This window comes from Segatella paludivivens DSM 17968 = JCM 13650 (genome assembly GCF_000373185.1).
Classification (GTDB): Bacteria; Bacteroidota; Bacteroidia; order Bacteroidales; family Bacteroidaceae; genus Prevotella; species Prevotella paludivivens.
Map to the genome: position 1 here is coordinate 57,261 of NZ_KB890632.1, position 18,580 is coordinate 75,840.

The 18,580-nt window shown below is 38.2% G+C and carries 26 protein-coding genes; all 26 read left to right on the forward strand.

The features are described 5' to 3' along the window. Positions 1–6: 6 nt before the first annotated feature. The 26 genes from rplX (at position 7) to B045_RS0103855 (ending at position 18,579) form a co-directional block, all read left to right on the forward strand. A complete protein-coding gene (gene rplX, locus B045_RS0103725; protein ID WP_018462928.1) occupies positions 7–324 on the forward strand; it encodes a 50S ribosomal protein L24 in 318 nt (105 codons plus the stop codon). Then, positions 324–878, forward strand: coding sequence for a 50S ribosomal protein L5 (rplE, locus tag B045_RS0103730; RefSeq protein ID WP_018462929.1), 555 nt, complete (start codon positions 324–326; stop codon positions 876–878). The genes rplX and rplE overlap by 1 nt, the downstream gene beginning before the upstream one ends. A 5-nt stretch (positions 879–883) precedes the next feature. Next, the gene (gene rpsN / locus B045_RS0103735; RefSeq protein WP_025883844.1) at positions 884–1,186 is read left to right on the forward strand and encodes a 30S ribosomal protein S14; all 303 of its coding nucleotides are present in this window, start codon (positions 884–886) and stop codon (positions 1,184–1,186) included. A 133-nt stretch (positions 1,187–1,319) separates the two neighbouring features. Further along, positions 1,320–1,715 carry a 30S ribosomal protein S8 gene (gene rpsH / locus B045_RS0103740; protein ID WP_018462931.1) on the forward strand — a complete coding sequence of 132 codons (396 nt, stop codon included), beginning with the start codon at positions 1,320–1,322 and terminating at the stop codon, positions 1,713–1,715. 14 nt (positions 1,716–1,729) lie between these two features. Then, complete coding sequence (gene rplF, locus B045_RS0103745) at positions 1,730–2,302, forward strand: 50S ribosomal protein L6 (protein ID WP_018462932.1); 573 nt, start codon at positions 1,730–1,732, stop codon at positions 2,300–2,302. Between the two features lie 20 nt (positions 2,303–2,322). Then, positions 2,323–2,667: a 50S ribosomal protein L18 gene (gene rplR / locus B045_RS0103750; protein ID WP_018462933.1), complete on the forward strand. Its 345-nt coding sequence runs from the start codon at positions 2,323–2,325 to the stop codon at positions 2,665–2,667. Between the two features lie 6 nt (positions 2,668–2,673). Then, positions 2,674–3,186 (forward strand): 30S ribosomal protein S5, encoded by a 513-nt coding sequence (gene rpsE, locus B045_RS0103755; RefSeq protein WP_025883846.1) that lies wholly within the window; start codon positions 2,674–2,676, stop codon positions 3,184–3,186. Between the two features lie 15 nt (positions 3,187–3,201). Continuing rightward, complete coding sequence (rpmD, locus tag B045_RS0103760) at positions 3,202–3,378, forward strand: 50S ribosomal protein L30 (protein WP_018462935.1); 177 nt, start codon at positions 3,202–3,204, stop codon at positions 3,376–3,378. A gap of 25 nt (positions 3,379–3,403) precedes the next feature. Continuing rightward, the gene (gene rplO / locus B045_RS0103765; protein ID WP_018462936.1) at positions 3,404–3,850 is read left to right on the forward strand and encodes a 50S ribosomal protein L15; all 447 of its coding nucleotides are present in this window, start codon (positions 3,404–3,406) and stop codon (positions 3,848–3,850) included. Positions 3,851–3,854: 4 nt separating this feature from the next. Then, positions 3,855–5,195, forward strand: coding sequence for a preprotein translocase subunit SecY (secY, locus tag B045_RS0103770; protein ID WP_018462937.1), 1,341 nt, complete (start codon positions 3,855–3,857; stop codon positions 5,193–5,195). A 14-nt stretch (positions 5,196–5,209) separates the two neighbouring features. After that, positions 5,210–5,995, forward strand: a complete 786-nt coding sequence (map, locus tag B045_RS0103775) for a type I methionyl aminopeptidase (RefSeq protein WP_018462938.1) — start codon at positions 5,210–5,212, stop codon at positions 5,993–5,995. Between the two features lie 13 nt (positions 5,996–6,008). Next, complete coding sequence (gene infA / locus B045_RS0103780) at positions 6,009–6,227, forward strand: translation initiation factor IF-1 (RefSeq protein WP_018462939.1); 219 nt, start codon at positions 6,009–6,011, stop codon at positions 6,225–6,227. A gap of 18 nt (positions 6,228–6,245) precedes the next feature. Beyond that, the gene (gene rpmJ / locus B045_RS15040; RefSeq protein ID WP_004335771.1) at positions 6,246–6,362 is read left to right on the forward strand and encodes a 50S ribosomal protein L36; all 117 of its coding nucleotides are present in this window, start codon (positions 6,246–6,248) and stop codon (positions 6,360–6,362) included. A gap of 108 nt (positions 6,363–6,470) precedes the next feature. Next, positions 6,471–6,851, forward strand: a complete 381-nt coding sequence (gene rpsM, locus B045_RS0103790; protein WP_018462940.1) for a 30S ribosomal protein S13 — start codon at positions 6,471–6,473, stop codon at positions 6,849–6,851. 18 nt (positions 6,852–6,869) lie between these two features. Beyond that, positions 6,870–7,259: a 30S ribosomal protein S11 gene (gene rpsK, locus B045_RS0103795; RefSeq protein ID WP_018462941.1), complete on the forward strand. Its 390-nt coding sequence runs from the start codon at positions 6,870–6,872 to the stop codon at positions 7,257–7,259. A gap of 37 nt (positions 7,260–7,296) precedes the next feature. After that, entirely contained in the window at positions 7,297–7,902 is a 606-nt protein-coding gene (rpsD, locus tag B045_RS0103800) for a 30S ribosomal protein S4 (RefSeq protein ID WP_018462942.1), read from the forward strand. Positions 7,903–7,914: 12 nt separating this feature from the next. Further along, a complete protein-coding gene (locus B045_RS0103805; protein ID WP_018462943.1) occupies positions 7,915–8,907 on the forward strand; it encodes a DNA-directed RNA polymerase subunit alpha in 993 nt (330 codons plus the stop codon). A gap of 34 nt (positions 8,908–8,941) precedes the next feature. Further along, entirely contained in the window at positions 8,942–9,424 is a 483-nt protein-coding gene (gene rplQ, locus B045_RS0103810; protein WP_018462944.1) for a 50S ribosomal protein L17, read from the forward strand. 157 nt (positions 9,425–9,581) lie between these two features. After that, complete coding sequence (locus B045_RS0103815) at positions 9,582–10,367, forward strand: hypothetical protein (RefSeq protein ID WP_018462945.1); 786 nt, start codon at positions 9,582–9,584, stop codon at positions 10,365–10,367. 1,054 nt (positions 10,368–11,421) lie between these two features. Beyond that, a complete protein-coding gene (locus tag B045_RS0103825) occupies positions 11,422–13,257 on the forward strand; it encodes a phosphoethanolamine transferase (RefSeq protein ID WP_018462947.1) in 1,836 nt (611 codons plus the stop codon). After that, entirely contained in the window at positions 13,254–14,303 is a 1,050-nt protein-coding gene (locus tag B045_RS0103830) for an acyltransferase family protein (protein ID WP_018462948.1), read from the forward strand. The genes B045_RS0103825 and B045_RS0103830 overlap by 4 nt, the downstream gene beginning before the upstream one ends. Further along, on the forward strand, positions 14,300–15,316 hold the full coding sequence (locus B045_RS0103835) for an acyltransferase family protein (protein WP_018462949.1): 1,017 nt from the start codon (positions 14,300–14,302) through the stop codon (positions 15,314–15,316). The genes B045_RS0103830 and B045_RS0103835 overlap by 4 nt, the downstream gene beginning before the upstream one ends. Next, the gene (locus tag B045_RS0103840) at positions 15,295–16,185 is read left to right on the forward strand and encodes a decaprenyl-phosphate phosphoribosyltransferase (protein WP_018462950.1); all 891 of its coding nucleotides are present in this window, start codon (positions 15,295–15,297) and stop codon (positions 16,183–16,185) included. The genes B045_RS0103835 and B045_RS0103840 overlap by 22 nt, the downstream gene beginning before the upstream one ends. Continuing rightward, positions 16,182–16,772 carry an HAD family hydrolase gene (locus tag B045_RS0103845; protein ID WP_025883852.1) on the forward strand — a complete coding sequence of 197 codons (591 nt, stop codon included), beginning with the start codon at positions 16,182–16,184 and terminating at the stop codon, positions 16,770–16,772. Before B045_RS0103840 ends, B045_RS0103845 begins: the two co-directional genes overlap by 4 nt. Beyond that, a complete protein-coding gene (locus B045_RS0103850; RefSeq protein WP_018462952.1) occupies positions 16,741–17,148 on the forward strand; it encodes a GtrA family protein in 408 nt (135 codons plus the stop codon). The genes B045_RS0103845 and B045_RS0103850 overlap by 32 nt, the downstream gene beginning before the upstream one ends. Next, positions 17,149–18,579, forward strand: coding sequence for a DUF6080 domain-containing protein (locus B045_RS0103855; RefSeq protein ID WP_018462953.1), 1,431 nt, complete (start codon positions 17,149–17,151; stop codon positions 18,577–18,579). The last annotated feature ends 1 nt before the right edge of the window (position 18,580 follow it).

Sequence of the window (18,580 nt, forward strand, 5' to 3'; positions counted from 1 at the left end):
TAAGTAATGAGTAAGTTACATATAAAGAAAGACGACACAGTAGTTGTTCTTGCCGGTGGTGACAAGGGCAAGACTGGTAAGGTGCTCAAGGTGTTGGTTGAAAAGAACCGTGCTATCGTCGAGGGGGTAAACCTCGTGTCTAAGAGCACTAAGCCTTCAGCTAAAAATCCTCAAGGAGGTATTATTAAGCAAGAGGCTTCAATTCATATTTCAAATCTCAGTCTGATCGATCCTAAGAGTGGTAAGGCTACTCGTGTTGCTATCAAGCATGATGGCAAGAATGTGATTCGCATCGCTAAAAAGTCAGGGGAGGAAATCAAATAATGGATACAGCACAGTTAAAGAAAGTATACAAGGAGACAATAGCTCCTGAACTTCAAAAGCAGTTTAACTATTCTTCAACAATGCAGATCCCTGTTTTGAAGAAGATTGTTATCAATCAAGGTCTTGGTGACGCTACACAGGACAAGAAAATTGTCGATGTTGCGGTTAATGAGATTACTGCTATCACAGGTCAGAAGGCTGTAGCTACATATTCTAAGAAGGATATCGCTAACTTCAAACTTCGTAAGAAGATGCCTATCGGTGTTATGGTTACACTTCGTGGTGCACGCATGTATGAATTCCTTGAGAAGCTCATACGCGTATCTCTTCCACGTATCCGTGACTTCAAGGGTATTGAAAGCAAGTTTGATGGTCGTGGTAACTACACTTTGGGTATTACTGAGCAGATTATCTTTCCTGAGATAAATATCGATGAGATTGACCGTATCCAGGGTATGAACATTACTTTCGTAACATCAGCTAATACTGATGAAGAAGGTTATGCTCTTCTTAAGGCCTTCGGTCTTCCATTCAAGAACGTTAAAAACGATTAAGGAATATGGCAAAAGAATCAATGAAAGCTCGCGAAATCAAGCGTGCAAAGCTAGTTGCTCGTTTCGCTGAAAAGCGCGCAGCTCTTAAAAAGATTATCGCTACTTCTGAGGATCCTGGAGAAGCTTATGAGGCAGCTCGTAAGTTGCAGGGTTTACCTAAGAATTCAAATCCAATTCGTCTTCACAACCGTTGCAAGATTACAGGTCGTCCTAAAGGATATATCCGTCAGTTCGGTCTTTCTCGTATTCAGTTCCGTGAAATGGCATCTTCTGGTTTGATTCCTGGAGTTAAGAAGGCTAGCTGGTAATGATAATGACATTGTGATTAGTGATAAGGATTAATGCTTTGGCATATACCTTTTCACTAGCACTTTTTCATGATTCATCCGAATTTTTTTTAATATTGTCGGGGTATCCCGATTAATTAAACATTTATATTTTATGACAGATCCAATAGCAGATTATCTGACAAGGCTCAGAAATGCAATTATGGCTCATCATCGTGTTGTTGAGGTTCCTGCATCTAACTTGAAAAAAGAGATTACAAAGATCCTTTTTGAAAAAGGTTACATCTTGAACTACAAGTTCATCGAGGAAGGACCTCAGGGTTCAATCAAGGTCGCTTTAAAATACGACCCTTCAACAAAGCAGAGCGCAATCAAGAGTTTGAAGCGCGTGTCTACACCAGGTTTGCGTCAGTATACCGGTTATAAAGACATGCCGAGAGTAATTAACGGATTAGGTATTGCAATATTATCTACATCTAAAGGTGTAATGACTAACAAGGAAGCTGCTGATCTTAAGATCGGTGGTGAAGTTCTTTGCTATATTTATTAATTGGAGGATTTTATATGTCAAGAATAGGTAAATTGCCAATTAGTATCCCTGCAGGTGTTACTGTTAGTTTTGATAAGAAAACCAACGTTATTACAGTTAAAGGTCCTAAGGGAGAACTTTTACAGAAAATTGATCCTTCTATTATTGTAGATAACAACGAAGGAACTATTACATTCGCAGTTGATGAGAATAGCCCAGTTAACGTTAAGCAGAAGCAGGCTTTTCATGGTCTCTACCGCTCATTGGTTAACAATATGGTTATTGGTGTAAGTGAAGGTTATAAGAAAGTTTTGGAGCTTGTAGGTGTAGGTTACCGTGTGTCAAATCAGGGTAATGTCATTGAATTTTCACTTGGTTATACACACCCAATCTTTATGGAACTTCCTACAGAGGTTAAGGTTGAGACTAAGTCTGAAAGAAACCAGAATCCAATTCTTACACTTGAGTCTACTGACAAGCAATTGTTGGGTCTTATTTGTGCAAAAATTCGTTCTTTCCGTATGCCTGAACCTTACAAAGGAAAGGGTATCCTGTTTCAGGGTGAGGTTATTCGCAGAAAGTCTGGTAAGACAGCTGCAGCTAAGTAATTTTAATTGATTTTACGATTATGACAACAAAGAAAGTAGAAAGACGAATTAAGATAAAGTTCCGCATTCGTAAGAGTGTAAACGGAACAGCTGAGCGTCCACGTCTTAGTGTTTTCCGCTCTAACAAGCAGATATACGCTCAGGTAATTAATGATTTGACAGGTAAGACACTTGTTGCAGCTTCATCTCTTGGTCTAGAAAAATTGGCTAAGGTTGATCAAGCTAAGAAAGTTGGTGAGCTTGTTGCTGAAAAAGCAAAGGCCGCAGGTGTTGAGTCTGTAGTTTTCGACCGTAATGGCTATCTCTATCATGGTCGCGTTCAAGCTCTTGCTGACGCAGCTAGAGAGGGAGGATTAAAATTCTAAACGATTATGGCAATGAATAAAGTAAAAGTAAATAGTGACTCAGAACTGAAAGATCGTTTGGTTGCTATCAACCGTGTAACTAAGGTTACAAAGGGTGGTCGTACATTCACATTCTCTGCTATCGTCGTTGTAGGTGATGGTAAGGGCGTTATCGGCTGGGGCTTAGGTAAGGCTGGTGAAGTTACTTCTGCTATAGCTAAGGGTGTAGAGGCTGCAAAGAAAAATCTAGTGAAGGTTCCTGTACTTAAAGGTACTGTTCCTCATGAGATAGAGGTTTCATTTGGTGGTGCTCAGGTTCTCTTGAAGCCAGCTGCTGCTGGTACTGGTCTAAAGGCTGGAGGTGCTATGCGTGCTGTTCTAGAGAGTGTTGGTGTTACAGATGTTATCGCAAAGTCTAAAGGCTCATCTAACCCTCACAACCTTGTAAAGGCTACAATCGCCGCTTTGTCACAGATGCGTGATGCTTATACAATAGCAGGTAATCGTGGCATTAGTATGGATAAAGTATTTAACGGTTAATAGGAGAAGTAAACAATGGCAACAATAAAAATCAAGCAGATAAAGAGTAAAATCGGTTATCCAGTTGATCAGAAGCGCACACTTCTTGCCCTGGGTCTTCATAAGATCTCTCAGGTTGTTGAAGTTGAGGACGTTCCTAGTATCCGTGGTATGATCCGCAAGGTTCATCACCTGGTTAACGTAGTTGAATAATTAATCTTTTAATATCGAGTCGATTATGAAATTAAATAATTTAACACCAGCTGAGGGCTCTACACATACACGTCGTCGTATTGGTCGTGGTACGGGTTCTGGACTGGGTGGTACCTCTACACGTGGTAATAAGGGTGCTAAATCTCGTTCTGGTTATAAGAGAAAGATTGGTTTTGAAGGTGGTCAGATGCCCCTTCAGCGCCGTATTCCTAAGGCTGGTTTCAAGAATATCAACCATAAAGAATATTTCGCAGTAAACCTTTCTGTTCTACAGAAAATCGCAGAGGAAAAGAACCTCACAAAGATTGGCATTGCGGAACTTAAAGAAGCCGGTCTTACTAACGGCAAGCACCTTGTAAAGGTTCTTGGTAATGGTGAGTTGAAAGCTAAACTAGAAGTTGAAGCAAATGCATTCTCTAAGACTGCCGAAGAAGCTATTAAGGCAGTAGGTGGTAACGCAACTATAATCTAAGTAAATGAAAAAGTTTTTTGAGACACTAAAGAACTGTTGGAAGGTTGAGGATTTGCGTCAGCGTCTCCTTATAACCATTCTCTTCACGGCAATATATCGTTTCGGGTCGTTCGTTGTACTTCCAGGTATCAACCCGGCTAAGTTAGCAACTCTTCAGTCGCAAACTGCGGGCGGTCTAATGTCGCTGTTGGACATGTTCTCTGGTGGTGCATTTTCCAATGCGTCAATCTTCGCACTTGGAATTATGCCCTACATCTCAGCTTCTATCGTTATGCAGCTCCTTGCTGTCGCTGTACCTTATTTCCAAAAGATGCAGCGCGAGGGTGAGAGCGGTCATAAAAAGATAAATTGGTATACTCGTCTGCTCACGATAGCCATATTGGTTTTCCAGGCACCTGCATACTTAATGAACCTAAAGGTGCAAGCTAGTCAGGCTTTGGCTAGTGGCATCTCTTGGACTATCTTTATTATTCCCGCAACTATCATTTTAGCAGCAGGTAGTATGTTCATCCTTTGGCTTGGTGAGCGCATTACTGATAAGGGTGTCGGAAATGGAATCTCATTGATCATTATGATCGGTATAATGGCGCGTTTGCCTCAAGCATTCGTCCAGGAGGTAAGTTCACGATTTACTGCCATATCTGGTGGTGGACTTGTGATGTTTATCGCTGAGATTCTTATCCTCTATGCAGTTGTTTGTGCAGCAATTCTTTTGGTGCAGGGAACTCGCAAGATACCAGTACAGTATGCAAAACGTCTTGTTGGAAACAAGCAGTATGGTGGTGCTCGCCAGTACATTCCATTGAAGTTATTTGCAGCTAATGTGATGCCTATCATCTTTGCTCAGGCTTTGATGTTCATTCCTTTGGCGATAGTAAAATATCAGAGTGAGAATGCCTCATGGGTTGTTCGTTCATTGATGGATAATCACAGTCCACTGTATAATGCCGTTTATGTTATTTTGATTATAGCGTTTACGTATTTTTATACTGCAATAACATTGAATCCAACTCAGATGGCAGAGGACATGAAACGCAATAACGGATTTATCCCTGGTATAAAACCAGGAAAGGATACGGCTGAGTATATTGACACCATAATGTCTCGTATAACTTTGCCTGGTTCTTTGTTTATTGCGTTTATCGCTGTTATGCCTGCTCTTGCTGGTCTTCTTGATGTTCAGCAGGCGTTTTCACAGTTCTTTGGTGGTACATCCCTTTTGATTCTAGTTGGTGTTGTTATTGATACACTCCAGCAAATAGAGAGTCACTTGATGATGCGTCACTATGACGGACTTTTGAATTCCGGACACACTCGTAACAACGGTGGCGTTTCAGCATATTAATCAGGTTCTTAGAAATGAAAATATTTCTGAAGACTGAAGATGAAATAGACCTAATGCGTCGAGCAAACCGACTTGTCGGTGCTACTTTGGCTGAATTGGGTAGAAATATTAAGCCTGGTGTCACGACTCTCCAATTGGATAAAATTGCGGATGAGTTTATAAGGGATCATGGTGCAACACCTACCTTTAAGAACTTTCCCAATCCATTTGGAGAGCCTTATCCAGCTTCAATCTGTACTTCTGTTAACGACATTGTTGTACATGGTATACCAAGCGATAAGGTCGTTCTAAAAGATGGAGACATTATATCAATAGATTGTGGAACGCTTTTAGACGGATACAATGGAGATTCTTGCTATACATTTGCTGTAGGCGAAATCTCATATGAAGTAAGTAAACTTTTGCAAGTTACTAAGAAATCTTTGTATCTAGGAATAGAACAGGCTGTGGCAGGTAAGCACGTTGGTGATATAGGTGCGGCTGTACAGAAATATTGTGAAGGATGCGGTTATGGAGTAGTCAGAGAATTAACAGGTCATGGCATTGGCAAGGAAATGCATGAGGCACCCCAGATCCCGAACTACGGTTCAAAGGGAAATGGAGTAATGTTAAAGGCAGGGATGTGCATAGCTATTGAACCGATGATTACTATGGGCGATCGTAAGATATGGATGCTTCCTGATAAATGGAGTATAATAACTAGGGATCGTAAACCAGCAGCTCATTTTGAGCATACTATAGCAATACGTAAAGGTCAGGCTGAGATTTTATCAACGTTTGAAGAAATTGAGAATCATTAAGTAGAATAATTATATGGCAAAACAATCCGCTATAGAGCAGGATGGAACAATCGTGGAGAATCTTTCCAATGCAATGTTTCGTGTAGAACTTGAAAATGGAGTTCAGATTATAGCCCACATCTCTGGTAAAATGCGTATGCATTATATTAAAATCCTTCCTGGTGATAAGGTGAAGGTAGAGATGAGTCCTTATGATTTGACAAAAGGCAGAATCGTTTTCAGATACAAATAATTCATCATACATACAGATATGAAAACAAGAGCATCATTAAAGAAGCGTACAGCAGACTGTAAGATCGTTCGTCGTAAAGGTCGTCTGTTCGTTATCAACAAGAAAAACCCTAAGTTTAAATTGCGTCAGGGTTAATGTTAAAGTATCGTAAAAGTTGGTTTAAATGAATTTTTATTTCTAACTTTGCACGTTCTTTAGCGAGAATTAAATTCTAATTATTAAATTTTTTTATTCAATTTAAAAATGGCAATAAGAATTGTTGGAGTAGATTTGCCCCAGAATAAGCGTGGCGAAATCGCATTGACTTATATCTATGGTATAGGTCGAAGTAGTTCAGCAAAGATATTGGATAAGGCCGGCGTTAGCCGCGACTTGAAGGTCAGCGATTGGACTGACGATCAAGCAGCCAAAATCCGTGAAATTATCGGCGCTGGGTTCAAAGTAGAGGGTGAACTTCGTTCAGAGATCCAAATGAACATTAAGCGACTAATGGATATTGGTTGCTATCGTGGAGTTAGACATCGTAATGGTCTTCCTGTTCGTGGTCAGAGTACTAAGAACAACGCTCGTACTCGTAAGGGTAAGAAGAAGACTGTTGCTAATAAGAAAAAGGCTACTAAGTAATTTTAAAGGAAATTAATTATGGCAAAGACAAAAGCAACATCTAAAAAAAGAAACGTAAGGGTTGACGCAATTGGTCAGCTTCACGTTCATAGTTCTTTCAATAATATTATCGTATCTCTAGCTAACAGTGAAGGTCAGATTATTTCTTGGTCATCAGCTGGTAAAATGGGATTCCGTGGCTCTAAGAAGAACACTCCTTACGCTGCTCAAATGGCAGGTGAGGATTGTGCTAAGGTCGCATTCGAACTAGGTCTCCGTAAAGTTAAGGCTTACGTTAAAGGTCCTGGTAACGGTCGTGAGTCTGCAATACGTGCGGTAAACGCAACAGGTATACAGGTCACAGAGATTGTTGACGTTACACCATTGCCACATAATGGTTGCCGTCCTCCTAAGCGTCGCAAGGTATAATATTAAGAAATAAACATTAACGCACATATTTTATATTATGGCAAGATATATAGGTCCGAAATCTAAAATTGCACGTCGATTTGGTGAGCCAATATTCGGCGCAGATAAAGTTTTGTCCAAGAGAAACTTCCCTCCTGGACAGCATGGCAATAATCGTCGCAGAAAAATGTCTGAGTACGGTGTCATGTTGGCAGAGAAGCAGAAAGCTAAGTACACTTATGGTGTACTAGAGCGTCAGTTCCGTAATATGTTTACCAAGGCTGCAAAGTCTGACGGTATCACTGGTGAGGTTCTTCTTCAGAGCCTTGAGTGCCGTCTTGATAATGTTGTCTTCCGTCTCGGTATTGCTCCTACACGTGCAGCAGCACGCCAGTTGGTAGGCCACAAGCACATCACAGTTGATGGAGCAGTAGTGAACATTCCTTCATTCTCTGTAAAACCAGGAATGATCGTTGCCCTTCGTGAAAAGTCTAAGTCTCTTGAGGTTGTTGAAGCAGCTCTTGCTGGTTTCAATCACAGCAAGTATCCTTGGATGGAGTGGGACGAGAATACTAAGAGTGGAAAGTTCTTGCATAAGCCAGAGCGTGCAGACATCCCTGAGAATATAAAGGAACAATTAATCGTTGAGTTGTACTCTAAATAAATCATTGAATTAATGGCGATATTAGCATTTCAAAAACCTGATAAAGTTGTAATGTTGGAGGCTAATGACAAGTTCGGCAAGTTCGAATTTCGTCCTCTTGAGCCTGGCTTTGGTGTTACCGTAGGTAACGCTTTGCGCCGCATTCTCCTTTCATCTCTGGAGGGTTATGCAATCAACACAATCCGTATTTCGGGTGTTGAGCATGAATTTTCTTCAGTACCTGGTGTAAAGGAAGATGTGACCAACATTATCTTGAATTTGAAACAAGTAAGATTCAAGCAAGTAGTAGAAGAATTCGAGAATGAGAAAGTTAGTATCACCGTTGAGAATTCTACGGAATTCAAGGCAGGTGATATTGGTAAGTATTTGACTGGATTTGAAGTGTTAAACCCTGATTTGGTGATTTGTCATTTGGATGCCAAAGCCATGATGCAGATTGATCTTACAATTAACAAAGGTAGGGGATATGTTCCTGCTGATGAAAATCGTGAGTTCTGCACTGATGTCAACGTTATTCCAATCGATTCTATTTACACCCCTATCCGCAACGTAAAATATTCAGTTGAGCCATATCGTGTCGAGCAAAAGACCGACTATGACAAATTGGTTATTGAAGTTACTACGGACGGTTCTATACAGCCGAAGGATGCTCTTAAGGAAGCTGCAAAGATACTCATTTATCACTTCATGTTATTCTCTGACGAAAAGATTACATTGGAATCTCCAGATCAGGAAGGCAATCAAGAGTTTGATGAGGAAATTCTACACATGCGCCAGTTACTAAAGACTAAGTTAGTCGACATGAACCTTAGTGTTCGTGCACTTAATTGTTTGAAGGCTGCTGATGTGGAGACTCTTGGTGACTTGGTTCAGTTTAACAAAACTGATCTTCTTAAGTTCCGTAACTTTGGTAAGAAATCGCTTTCTGAGCTTGATGATTTGCTGGAAAGTCTGAATCTGTCATTTGGAACCGACATTTCAAAGTATAAACTGGACAAGGATTAATCAATCGCTTGTCCTCTAATAGAAAAAAACAAAAATGAGACATAATAAAAAATTTAACCACCTGGGTCGTACTGCATCTCATCGTGATGCCATGTTAGCAAATATGGCTATATCTTTGATTATGCACAAAAGAATCACTACGACTCTTGCAAAGGCAAAGGCCTTGAAGAAGTATGTTGAGCCGTTAATCACACGCTCAAAAGAAGATACAACAAACTCACGTCGTGTAGTTTTCCGTTATCTTCAGAATAAGTTCGCTATTAAGGAACTCTTCGGAGAGGTTGCAGCTAAGGTGGCTAATCGTCCTGGTGGTTATACCCGTGTAATTAAATTGGGTACACGTCAGGGTGATGCTGCTGATATTGCTTTCATCGAGCTCGTAGACTTCGATGAGAACATGGCAAAGACACCAAAGGTAGCAGCTAAGAAGACTCGCCGTAGCCGTAAGTCAACAAAGGCTGAAGCTCCTGTTGAGACTCCTGTTGCTGAGACAGAGGAAGCTCCAAAAGCAGAGTAATTTAAACGATAATACTTTACATAAGAGAGAAGCGCAATGTTTTTACATTGCGCTTTTTTTTTATTTTTAGGGATTTCCCCATTTAGTTTTAGGTGAAAATCCTTTTTTATAATTCTATTTTATTGTATCTTCGCCCTATAATTATCAAAGCAATATTATGAGAAAAACAATAATCATATTTGCTGCCATAGCTTTGATACTTGGTAGCTGTGGAACTTATACAGGTGATGGTGCTTATATAGGTTCTAATCTTGGTTCAATACTTGGAAGTGCTATAGGAGGTATTGCTAATGGACCACGAGGCTCCGATATAGGGACGATGGTTGGAATGGCTGGTGGAGCTGTTGTAGGTGCTGTTGTTGGTAATGCTGCTGATCAAGGGGTTACTGATGCACGTTGCCGTGATATTGAAAAGCCTGTTGCACGGGAGCAGACACGTAGTGTGCAACCACAATATCAAGACAGTATTATTGATGAAAGCAATTCTGGTGATGATAGAATTTATGATTTTAATAGCTCAGATTATACTACAAATAATAGTACCAGGCTTCCTGTTAGCAAAGATACTTCGATCACAGGTGCAGCAATAACATATCAACCTGTTATTGAAATACGCAATGCTCGTTTTATAGACGACAATATGGATGGAAAAATACAAAGGGGTGAACTTAGTAAGATAATTTTTGAAGTGATGAATCATAGTTCAGAAACTCTTATTGATGTTCAGCCACAAGTTATTGAAACTACAGGAAATAAGCATATAAAAATTTCTCCTAGTATACACATAGAAAAGATATTGCCAGGTACTGGCGTTCGCTATACGGCTCTTGTCTTGGCAGATCACCGCTTGTCACGAGGTGTTATCAATATTAATTTGTCTGTTTTAGCAAATGGAAAGCAACAAACTTTTCCAACTGAGTTTCAAATACCGACAATAAAATGATCTTAATTTTATTATCACTGTCTTAACTACGTTTTCACTTGTATTTATATGTTGTTTATAAATTGTAATTTTGTCAGTTGATGTAAAGTATATTTATTATAACTATTATTGTTTCTACACTATTCAAGCTTTGAGTGTATTGCTAGTTTGTAAAATGCAGATGAATGTGTATAATTTTATATGCGATGAAACATATCAGAATCGCTTACGTTAATCGCATTTACTAGTTGCTTGTTTTATTCGCTATCCTCGTAAGGCTAAGTTTTATACATATTTTTGTTTAATTAATGATTCGTATAAATTTATTTATGGAGGATAGTTTAACTTTATGTGACAACTAGTGGCTAAAAATATAGGATGAATTCGATTGAACTTAAAAAGTAGTTAACCATTGCATAAAACATTTATAATTAATGATGTAATATTGAAAATGATACAATTAATGCTAAAAAAGTAGATTATTATTATTTTAGCTCTTGACAGCAACTATAATTATTATTATATTTGCGGTAAGATGTAATATCGCATTGACTAATTAAATTGAATGATCATGAAAACTAACAAGGCGTTACAAGAACAGATCCTTAAAGTTTACACTCGTGATGAGGAAAATGATAAAGGACCCACACAAGTTCAAATAATTTCTACTGATGTGTGGTATAATTGAATTATGACTGCGTTCTCCTATATGTAATATCTCATTTTTAGCTAAATTAGCTTTCATTATAGGAGAATGATCTATATGAATTATAATTGTTTTATAATTCAATAAAATTCGGGAGCTTTTCTGCAATAATGGAATGCTCTCGAATATTTTTTAAAAGCTTTTCTATTTATCACATAATCTATCATAAGTATGTTCTTTCTTTTGTCATCATCATAATCACTGAATAGAATAGCAATAGATCGAGCGTATTTGGAATAATTCTAAAGGAGCTTTTTAGAGCATAGCGTAATGGCTGAGCGCATGCAACGCTTGGTGAGACAAATTATAACACGTTTTATTTTGCTTTTCCACTCGTTTGCAGTATCTTTGCACAAAAATTAGTATTTGATGAAGATATTAGGAATATTGGGCGCTGTTTTACGTAAGATGTTTAGCCCGATAAAAGCCAATGCATTGTTTGTTATATTTATGTATCTGCTTGGATGTCTATGTGCTTGGACTACGTTGCCTAACGCAAAGAATGCGGAAATATATCAAAACTTGTATTTGGAATTGTTTTTTGACCTTTTCCTACTATGTGCAATTCTATTAGTTATTCCGGTGAAAATACGTAGATGGGTCAAAATGACTTTGTATGTGCTGCTTTATGTTGTAGCATTAGTAGACGTGTATTGTTTCGTGAATTTTGATTCTACTTTGAATCCCTCTATATTAATGCTAGTTGGTGAAACTGATGGTCGTGAGGCAAGCGAATTCCTTTCTACTTTAGTTTCTCCAGATTTGATATTCAGTAATGTAGGATGGATATTACTTTTGATAATTGTCAATGTCTTCGTGGCTTATTTGCCAAAGATGAAGAGATTAAAATTAGCAAATCTTAAATGGAATGATAGATATTCACCTTATGCTGGACTTTTATCAGTAGTACTTCTTTTGTGGGGAGGTTTCAGCTCTGCACAAAATAAAATAGCTACATGGAATTTGATGTCAGCAACTAGTGTTGGTGATATTGAACATACGTTGACTGAAAGTGATCATGCTGTATTGTATACTCCAATCAGCAGACTTATATTCAGTATGTATGCTAACTCTTTAGCTTCAAAACAAGTTGATAAACTTGTAGCTTCAGCTAAAAGTGTAGAAGTTGATAGTTGTTCATATCGTTCTCCAAATATCGTTCTTATAATTGGTGAGAGTTATGGAAAGAGACATTCTCAACAATACGGATATTTTATGCCAACTACACCACGACAGATAAAGCGTGAGAAAAGTGGACTTCTTGTTCCTTTTACGGATGTCGTTTCTCCTTGGAACTTGACAAGCTTTGTATTTAAAAATGTATTTTCAATGCATGTGGTTGGCGAGAAAGGCGAGTGGTGTGATTATCCCTTATTTCCTGAATTGTTTAGAAAAGCTGGATACAATGTCTCTTTTCTTACAAATCAATTCTTGCCACAGGCAAAGGCCGCGGTTTACGACTTTAGTGGAGGCTTTTTCTTGAATAATCCTCAACTAAGCAAGGCACAGTTTGATATTCGTAATGATAAATTACATGTTTTTGACGAGGATTTGCTTACAGATTATGACAACTTCGTGAAGAAAGGAAAGATAAAGCCAGACGGTCATAATCTTACGATATTTCATCTTATAGGACAGCATGTAAACTATCGTACACGTTGTCCGCGAAGTCAGTTCAAATTCTTTGCTAGTAATTATGAGGACAAGCGCCCTGAGCTTACACCTAAGCAGCGCAAAATTTTAAGTTATTACGATAATGCAGTACAATATAACGACTCAATTGTAGATCAGATTTGCAAACGCTTTGAAAATAAGGATGCGATCGTTATCTATATGCCCGATCATGGTGAAGAATGTTATGAAGACAATCGTGGTTTTATATGTAGAAATCACTCTGCCTCTATAGATTGGCCGTTGGCACATTATGAGTTTGAAATCCCATTCTGGATATATTGTTCTCCAAAGTACGCTCATAGTCACCCAGAGATATTCAAAGAAATTGTGCAGGCAAGAAAACGCAGATTTATGACAGATGCATTGCCAGATATGCTTCTGTATCTTGCTGGAATCTCATCTAAAGACTATCATGCAGAGTATAATATTCTTAGTAGTAAATATGATGAAATGCGCCCGCGAATATTGAAAGGCACTACCGATTATGACAAATTGCGCGACGCTTATTTAAAGAATAAGAAGAAAAAATGAACGAACAATTATTAAGTCGTACGGATTGTAATGCTATGCGTGGGTTGGCTATTATCGGTATAGTCCTGCACAATTATTGCCATTGGTTAAGTCCGGTGGTTAAGGAGAACGAATATCAATATTTTCAGGAAAACGTAGATGGAATGATTTCTTCTATTTGTACTCCTGATAGTCTGTTGCCAATGCATATCCTTTCATTTCTAGGACATTATGGTGTGCCAGTGTTCTTGTTTCTCAGTGCATATGGACTAGTCATGAAGTATGAGAAAAAAGATGCAAAAGTGCCTTCAACGTATAGTTTCATAAAGCGTCATTATATGAAACTATTCAAGATGATGATTATTGGTTTCGTGGCTTTCACTATGCTCGATCTGATTACTCCAGGAGCACATAATTATAAGTTTATTGATATTGTGGCAATGATAGGCATGTTCAACAATGTTCTGCCAAAGCCTGATGATATTATTTGGCCTGGTCCATATTGGTTTTTTGGACTCATGCTGCAATTGTATATTGTCTACAAATTGTTCTTGTGTCGTCGTAATGTCATATTTGTTATTTTGTTTATGGCAGCATGTGTATTTGGACAGTTGTTCTTTGATGCAGAAGGAGAAGCTCTTAATCGTTACAGATATAATTTCATGGGCGGAATGTTGCCTTTCGGATTAGGTATTCTTTATGCTCGATATGGTCACAAAATGACGATGTGGGGATATGCTTCAATGTTTGTGGTGTCATCATTACTTATCTGCGTACTTAGTTGCAGTTTCCTAGGCTGGACATTTGTCCCTGCATTTGTTTGTACTGCGAGCATAGGTTTGGTGAAAATTTTGAACGGTAATGGTCTTAACTCAATTAAGTCATTATTGGGTTGGATGGGAAGCATCAGTGCAGCGTTGTTCGTATGCCATCCAATAACTCGCAAGATATTTATCCCTATAAGTAAAAGTGGTGATTACTATGCTGGATTTCTTTTATATATAATTACCAGCATTTGTCTGGCTTGGTTGTTTAATGAACTAATAAAGCGAATACCATTGAAATGAAGATAAAGAATATTGAACTCGCTAATATCTCGCGTTATCGTGGGGAATTGATGGGAATCGCAATGATTTTCATCTTCCTGTTTCATGTTGCCCTTCCACGCAGCAATATGTTTTTTGGTTTGCGACGTATAGGAAACATTGGTGTAGACATGTTCCTTTTCCTCAGTGGAATTGGTTTGTGGTTCTCATGGATGAAACATCCTTCATTAAAGCGCTTTTTCAAACGCCGTTATCTTCGAATTTATCCTGCGTGGCTCATTATCTCATGCCTTTATTACATCCCTCATTTTCATGGTAGTAGTTTGCATGCTTGGATAGACCTTATTGGCGATATCACAATCAACTGGGACTTCTGGTTGCATAATGAACTTACATTCTGGTATATTCCGGCAATGATGATGCTCTATTTGTTTGCACCACCATATATGGAGCTCATACGTCGTCATCCTGTTTATCGTTGGCTTCCTGTCGTGATGATATCGTGGTGCATACTTGTTCAGTATGTTACCCCTATTCATGACGCGGTGGGTCATATAGAGATTTTCTGGAGTCGTGTTCCTATATTCTTTATTGGAATAAATATGGGAGAAGCAGTACGCAGAAAGGATAAATTGGATAGTGCTAGTATCTGGTTGATATTAATAGTATTCGTAATGACTCTTTCTGCAAGTATATTCCTAGAGCAGAATCTTCACAATCGTTTTCCTCTTTATGTAGAGAGAATGTTGTATATTCCACTCACAATAAGTACAATACTTCTACTGAATAGAGTGTTTCGCAGAACACCAAAATGGTTTAATTCCATATTTAAGTTCATTGGTGCATTAAGTTTGGAATGCTATCTCATACATATACACTTTGTGCTTGAATATATACCAAGTACGTGTGGCTACTGGACAACTTTCCTTATATGTGTATTGATAACAATGCCATTGTCATGGGTGTTAAGTAAGATAGTTAATTATATATCAAACTTTATAGAAAAATATATATGGACAGCAAAGCATATTTGAAACTAATCCGTCCGAAGCAATGGATTAAGAATTTCTTCGTGATGGTGCCTTTGTTTTTCGGTGGAGAACTATTTAATTTAAAGGCTCTCATCGCTGGTGCTATAACCTTTCTGGCTTATAGCTTTGCTGCTTCGTCTATATATTGTTATAATGATATCCATGACGTGGATGATGATAGACGTCATCCTGCGAAATGTCATCGTCCCGTCGCTTCTGGTGCTGTGTCGATTTTGAAGGCTTATATAATCATGGTGTTGATGATTCTGCTGTCTATGGCGTGCATCGTGTTTTTGCCTGAAAATAATTTCGAGACAGGTGGAGTCATCCTTTTCTATTGGTTGCTTAATCTTGCCTATTGTGCTAGATTAAAGCGGTATGCAATTGTGGATGTATGTATTGTGGCTTTCGGTTTCGTACTGCGTCTGTTTGCAGGTGGTTTTGCTTCTGATATCTTACTCAGCAAGTGGATTGTCTTAATGACATTCCTTATAACTTTGTTTATGAGTTTTGCAAAGCGCCGTGATGATGTTTTAAGAATGGAGGAAACTGGTGAAGCGCCACGTCACAATACTATAAGATATAATCTTACGTTTATCAATCAGGCTATCACGATAACGGCTTCGGTTACGTTGGTATGTTATATAATGTACACTGTAAGTCCTGAGGTTATTGAGAATTTCCACACAGATTATCTTTATCTCACAAGTGTATTTGTTCTTCTTGGGTTGCTGCGTTATATACAATTGGCGGTAGTAGATGAGGAAAGCGGTGATCCTACAAAGATTATATTAAAAGACCATTTTACTCAGTTGGTCGTCTTTGCTTGGTTGGTTTCTTTCATGATAATTATATATGTATTTAAGCGATGAGAGAAAAAATCTTGTTTTTTGATTTTGACGGTACGTTAACTACCAAGGATACGTTGCTTGAATTTATACTTTATTCATGTGGCAGTATCAGGTTTCTATTAGGCTTTTTGCTTTATAGTCCTTTATTGATATTAATGAAATTTGGTTTATATCCAAATTGGAAAGCTAAGCAGCATGTGTTCAGCCATTTCTTCGGTGGTATGAAAATAGAGGAATTCAATGTGCTATGCCGTAAGTTTGCCGTAGATTGTCGTTATCTTCTTCGTCCAGAAGCTGTGAAAGAGATGGAAACAGCTATGACTGAAGGCATAAAAGTATATGTAGTAAGTGCAAGTATAGATAATTGGGTACAACCATTCTTTGAGTTTGCTAAGGTCTTAGGAACCCAGATCGAGGTGATAGATGGAATCCTCACCGGACGTTTTATTACCCCAAATTGCTATGGCATTGAAAAGGTGAGACGTATAAAACAGGTGTTGACAGAACCTCGTTCACATTATTACATAGTAGCTTATGGCGATAGCCGTGGCGATAAGGAAATGCTTGATTATGCAGATGAAACACATTTCAGACCGTTTAGACACTGATAAGCGTGAAAAGGTTGGTGAGATTCTGAGATTTGGAATCGTTGGTGCCATTGCCGCATTGTTACAATACGGCGTGTATCTTGTTATGCTTTTATTTATGTCTCCGGGCATAGCAAATACTATTGGATATATAATAAGTTTTATATTCAATTTTGTTGCCAGTACGCATTATACTTTTAAGGTAAAGGCTAATGCTAAACGTGGAATTGGATTTGCGTTGAGTCATGTTGTCAACTATCTATTGCAGACAGTTATGTTGCTGCTGTTTATATATATAGGTGTGCCAAAGGCTTATGCGCCTATCCCTATGTTTTGCGTGTGTGTACCAGTTAATTTCATCTTGGTGCGCTATTTTCTTACAAAAAAGTTTCATTAAATGAAAAATATCTTCAAGATAAATAAAGAGGAACGTTGGCTCGCTTTGGGAGTCTTCTTATTTACATTGATGCTGAATGCATTGGTGATAATAAAGTATTATGATCGGTTCATCAAACTTTCTAATAATTATCGCAGTCTGTTTGTAAAGACATTCCATATATCGGGCTTTGATCCGCTCACTTATGAAGTCGTTTCCAAGTGGACTACATCCTATAATATACATCGCCATCCTTTGTTGGCGTTCTTCATGTATATTCCCAATCAAATAAATCAAGCATTGATTATGTTGACTGGGCATAACTGTGTGCAGTTTGTTGTAGCTGCTATTTTGGTGTTCTGTGCATTCTATTCATTCATATTTTTATATAGAATATTCCGTGAAGTTCTAGATTTGCAAAGCTTTGACGCATCTGCTTTGGCTATATTCACATTTTCATTTGCCTATGTAATGGTAGCGTCAATGGTACCCGATCATTTCATTATGTCAATGTTCATGCTGATAATGACATTGTATATAAGTGGATTGAAAATGAAAAAACATTTGCCACTGTCTAGATGGCAGACAATATTATTGTTTGTATTTACTGCAGGTGTTTCTCTTAGTAATGGTGTTAAGACTTTTTTTGCGGGTATGTTTACTAATGGAAAACGTTTCTTTCGTCCTTTGAATATCATTCTTGTTGTTGTCGTTCCTTCTGCACTTATATGGGTGTTCTCCAATTATGAATACCAAACTCTCGAGTATCCACGTTGGCACTCTCGTCAAGTAGCTAAGTTAAGACTGGATGAGAAGCATAAGAAGAAAGTCTTTGAGATGTACAAGGATACTACTCATATAAGTGATTCTGCAGAGATAGCCTTTAATGTAAATAATATATTAAGCAGACAAGCTGTAGATGCGTATCGCAAAAAGCAGCAGAGCCCTAATGTCGCTCATCAAGGCGAACCAATAGCTAAGGGAGAATATATCGGTTGGACTGATATCTCTACGCCTCGTATTATGACTGTTGTCGAAAACCTTTTCGGAGAATCTATTCTGTTGCATCAAAACTATCTGTTGGGTGATACCCTTACGGGCAGACCTGTGCTTGTGCATTACAAATGGATATTTAATTATGTTGTTGAAGGTATCATCGTAATACTTTTTGCATTAGGCTTATACTGTGGAAGAAAAAATAAGTTTATGTGGATGGCGGTGTCCTTCATGGCTTTTGATATGCTGTTGCATTTAGGGCTAGGCTTTGGCATAAACGAAGTTTATATAATGAGTCCTCATTGGGCTTTCGTTATAACGATAGTGATAGCTTGTCTTGCTAAAAAGTTGAATGAAAGAAAACTTGTGGCGTTCCGCACGTTGATATGTTGCCTTGCTGCATACTTGCTTATTTACAATACCGCGCTGATAGTGGAATACCTCACAATACTTTAAT

Bases quoted from the DNA above. Each gene is read 5' to 3' on its own strand.
- B045_RS0103835 (WP_018462949.1), top strand. From the start codon at position 14,300: ATGAAGATAAAGAATATTGAACTCGCTAATATCTCGCGTTATCGTGGG.
- rpmJ (WP_004335771.1), top strand. From the start codon at position 6,246: ATGAAAACAAGAGCATCATTAAAGAAGCGTACAGCAGACTGTAAGATC.
- rpsM (WP_018462940.1), top strand. From the start codon at position 6,471: ATGGCAATAAGAATTGTTGGAGTAGATTTGCCCCAGAATAAGCGTGGC.
- rplX (WP_018462928.1), top strand. From the start codon at position 7: ATGAGTAAGTTACATATAAAGAAAGACGACACAGTAGTTGTTCTTGCC.
- B045_RS0103825 (WP_018462947.1), top strand. From the start codon at position 11,422: ATGAAGATATTAGGAATATTGGGCGCTGTTTTACGTAAGATGTTTAGC.
- B045_RS0103815 (WP_018462945.1), top strand. From the start codon at position 9,582: ATGAGAAAAACAATAATCATATTTGCTGCCATAGCTTTGATACTTGGT.
- rpsH (WP_018462931.1), top strand. From the start codon at position 1,320: ATGACAGATCCAATAGCAGATTATCTGACAAGGCTCAGAAATGCAATT.
- rplQ (WP_018462944.1), top strand. From the start codon at position 8,942: ATGAGACATAATAAAAAATTTAACCACCTGGGTCGTACTGCATCTCAT.
- B045_RS0103855 (WP_018462953.1), top strand. From the start codon at position 17,149: ATGAAAAATATCTTCAAGATAAATAAAGAGGAACGTTGGCTCGCTTTG.
- rpsE (WP_025883846.1), top strand. From the start codon at position 2,674: ATGGCAATGAATAAAGTAAAAGTAAATAGTGACTCAGAACTGAAAGAT.
- rpsD (WP_018462942.1), top strand. From the start codon at position 7,297: ATGGCAAGATATATAGGTCCGAAATCTAAAATTGCACGTCGATTTGGT.
- rplF (WP_018462932.1), top strand. From the start codon at position 1,730: ATGTCAAGAATAGGTAAATTGCCAATTAGTATCCCTGCAGGTGTTACT.
- map (WP_018462938.1), top strand. From the start codon at position 5,210: ATGAAAATATTTCTGAAGACTGAAGATGAAATAGACCTAATGCGTCGA.
- infA (WP_018462939.1), top strand. From the start codon at position 6,009: ATGGCAAAACAATCCGCTATAGAGCAGGATGGAACAATCGTGGAGAAT.
- rpsN (WP_025883844.1), top strand. From the start codon at position 884: ATGGCAAAAGAATCAATGAAAGCTCGCGAAATCAAGCGTGCAAAGCTA.
- rplO (WP_018462936.1), top strand. From the start codon at position 3,404: ATGAAATTAAATAATTTAACACCAGCTGAGGGCTCTACACATACACGT.
- B045_RS0103850 (WP_018462952.1), top strand. From the start codon at position 16,741: ATGAAACACATTTCAGACCGTTTAGACACTGATAAGCGTGAAAAGGTT.
- rpmD (WP_018462935.1), top strand. From the start codon at position 3,202: ATGGCAACAATAAAAATCAAGCAGATAAAGAGTAAAATCGGTTATCCA.
- B045_RS0103845 (WP_025883852.1), top strand. From the start codon at position 16,182: ATGAGAGAAAAAATCTTGTTTTTTGATTTTGACGGTACGTTAACTACC.
- rplR (WP_018462933.1), top strand. From the start codon at position 2,323: ATGACAACAAAGAAAGTAGAAAGACGAATTAAGATAAAGTTCCGCATT.
- B045_RS0103840 (WP_018462950.1), top strand. From the start codon at position 15,295: ATGGACAGCAAAGCATATTTGAAACTAATCCGTCCGAAGCAATGGATT.
- rpsK (WP_018462941.1), top strand. From the start codon at position 6,870: ATGGCAAAGACAAAAGCAACATCTAAAAAAAGAAACGTAAGGGTTGAC.
- secY (WP_018462937.1), top strand. From the start codon at position 3,855: ATGAAAAAGTTTTTTGAGACACTAAAGAACTGTTGGAAGGTTGAGGAT.
- rplE (WP_018462929.1), top strand. From the start codon at position 324: ATGGATACAGCACAGTTAAAGAAAGTATACAAGGAGACAATAGCTCCT.
- B045_RS0103830 (WP_018462948.1), top strand. From the start codon at position 13,254: ATGAACGAACAATTATTAAGTCGTACGGATTGTAATGCTATGCGTGGG.
- B045_RS0103805 (WP_018462943.1), top strand. From the start codon at position 7,915: ATGGCGATATTAGCATTTCAAAAACCTGATAAAGTTGTAATGTTGGAG.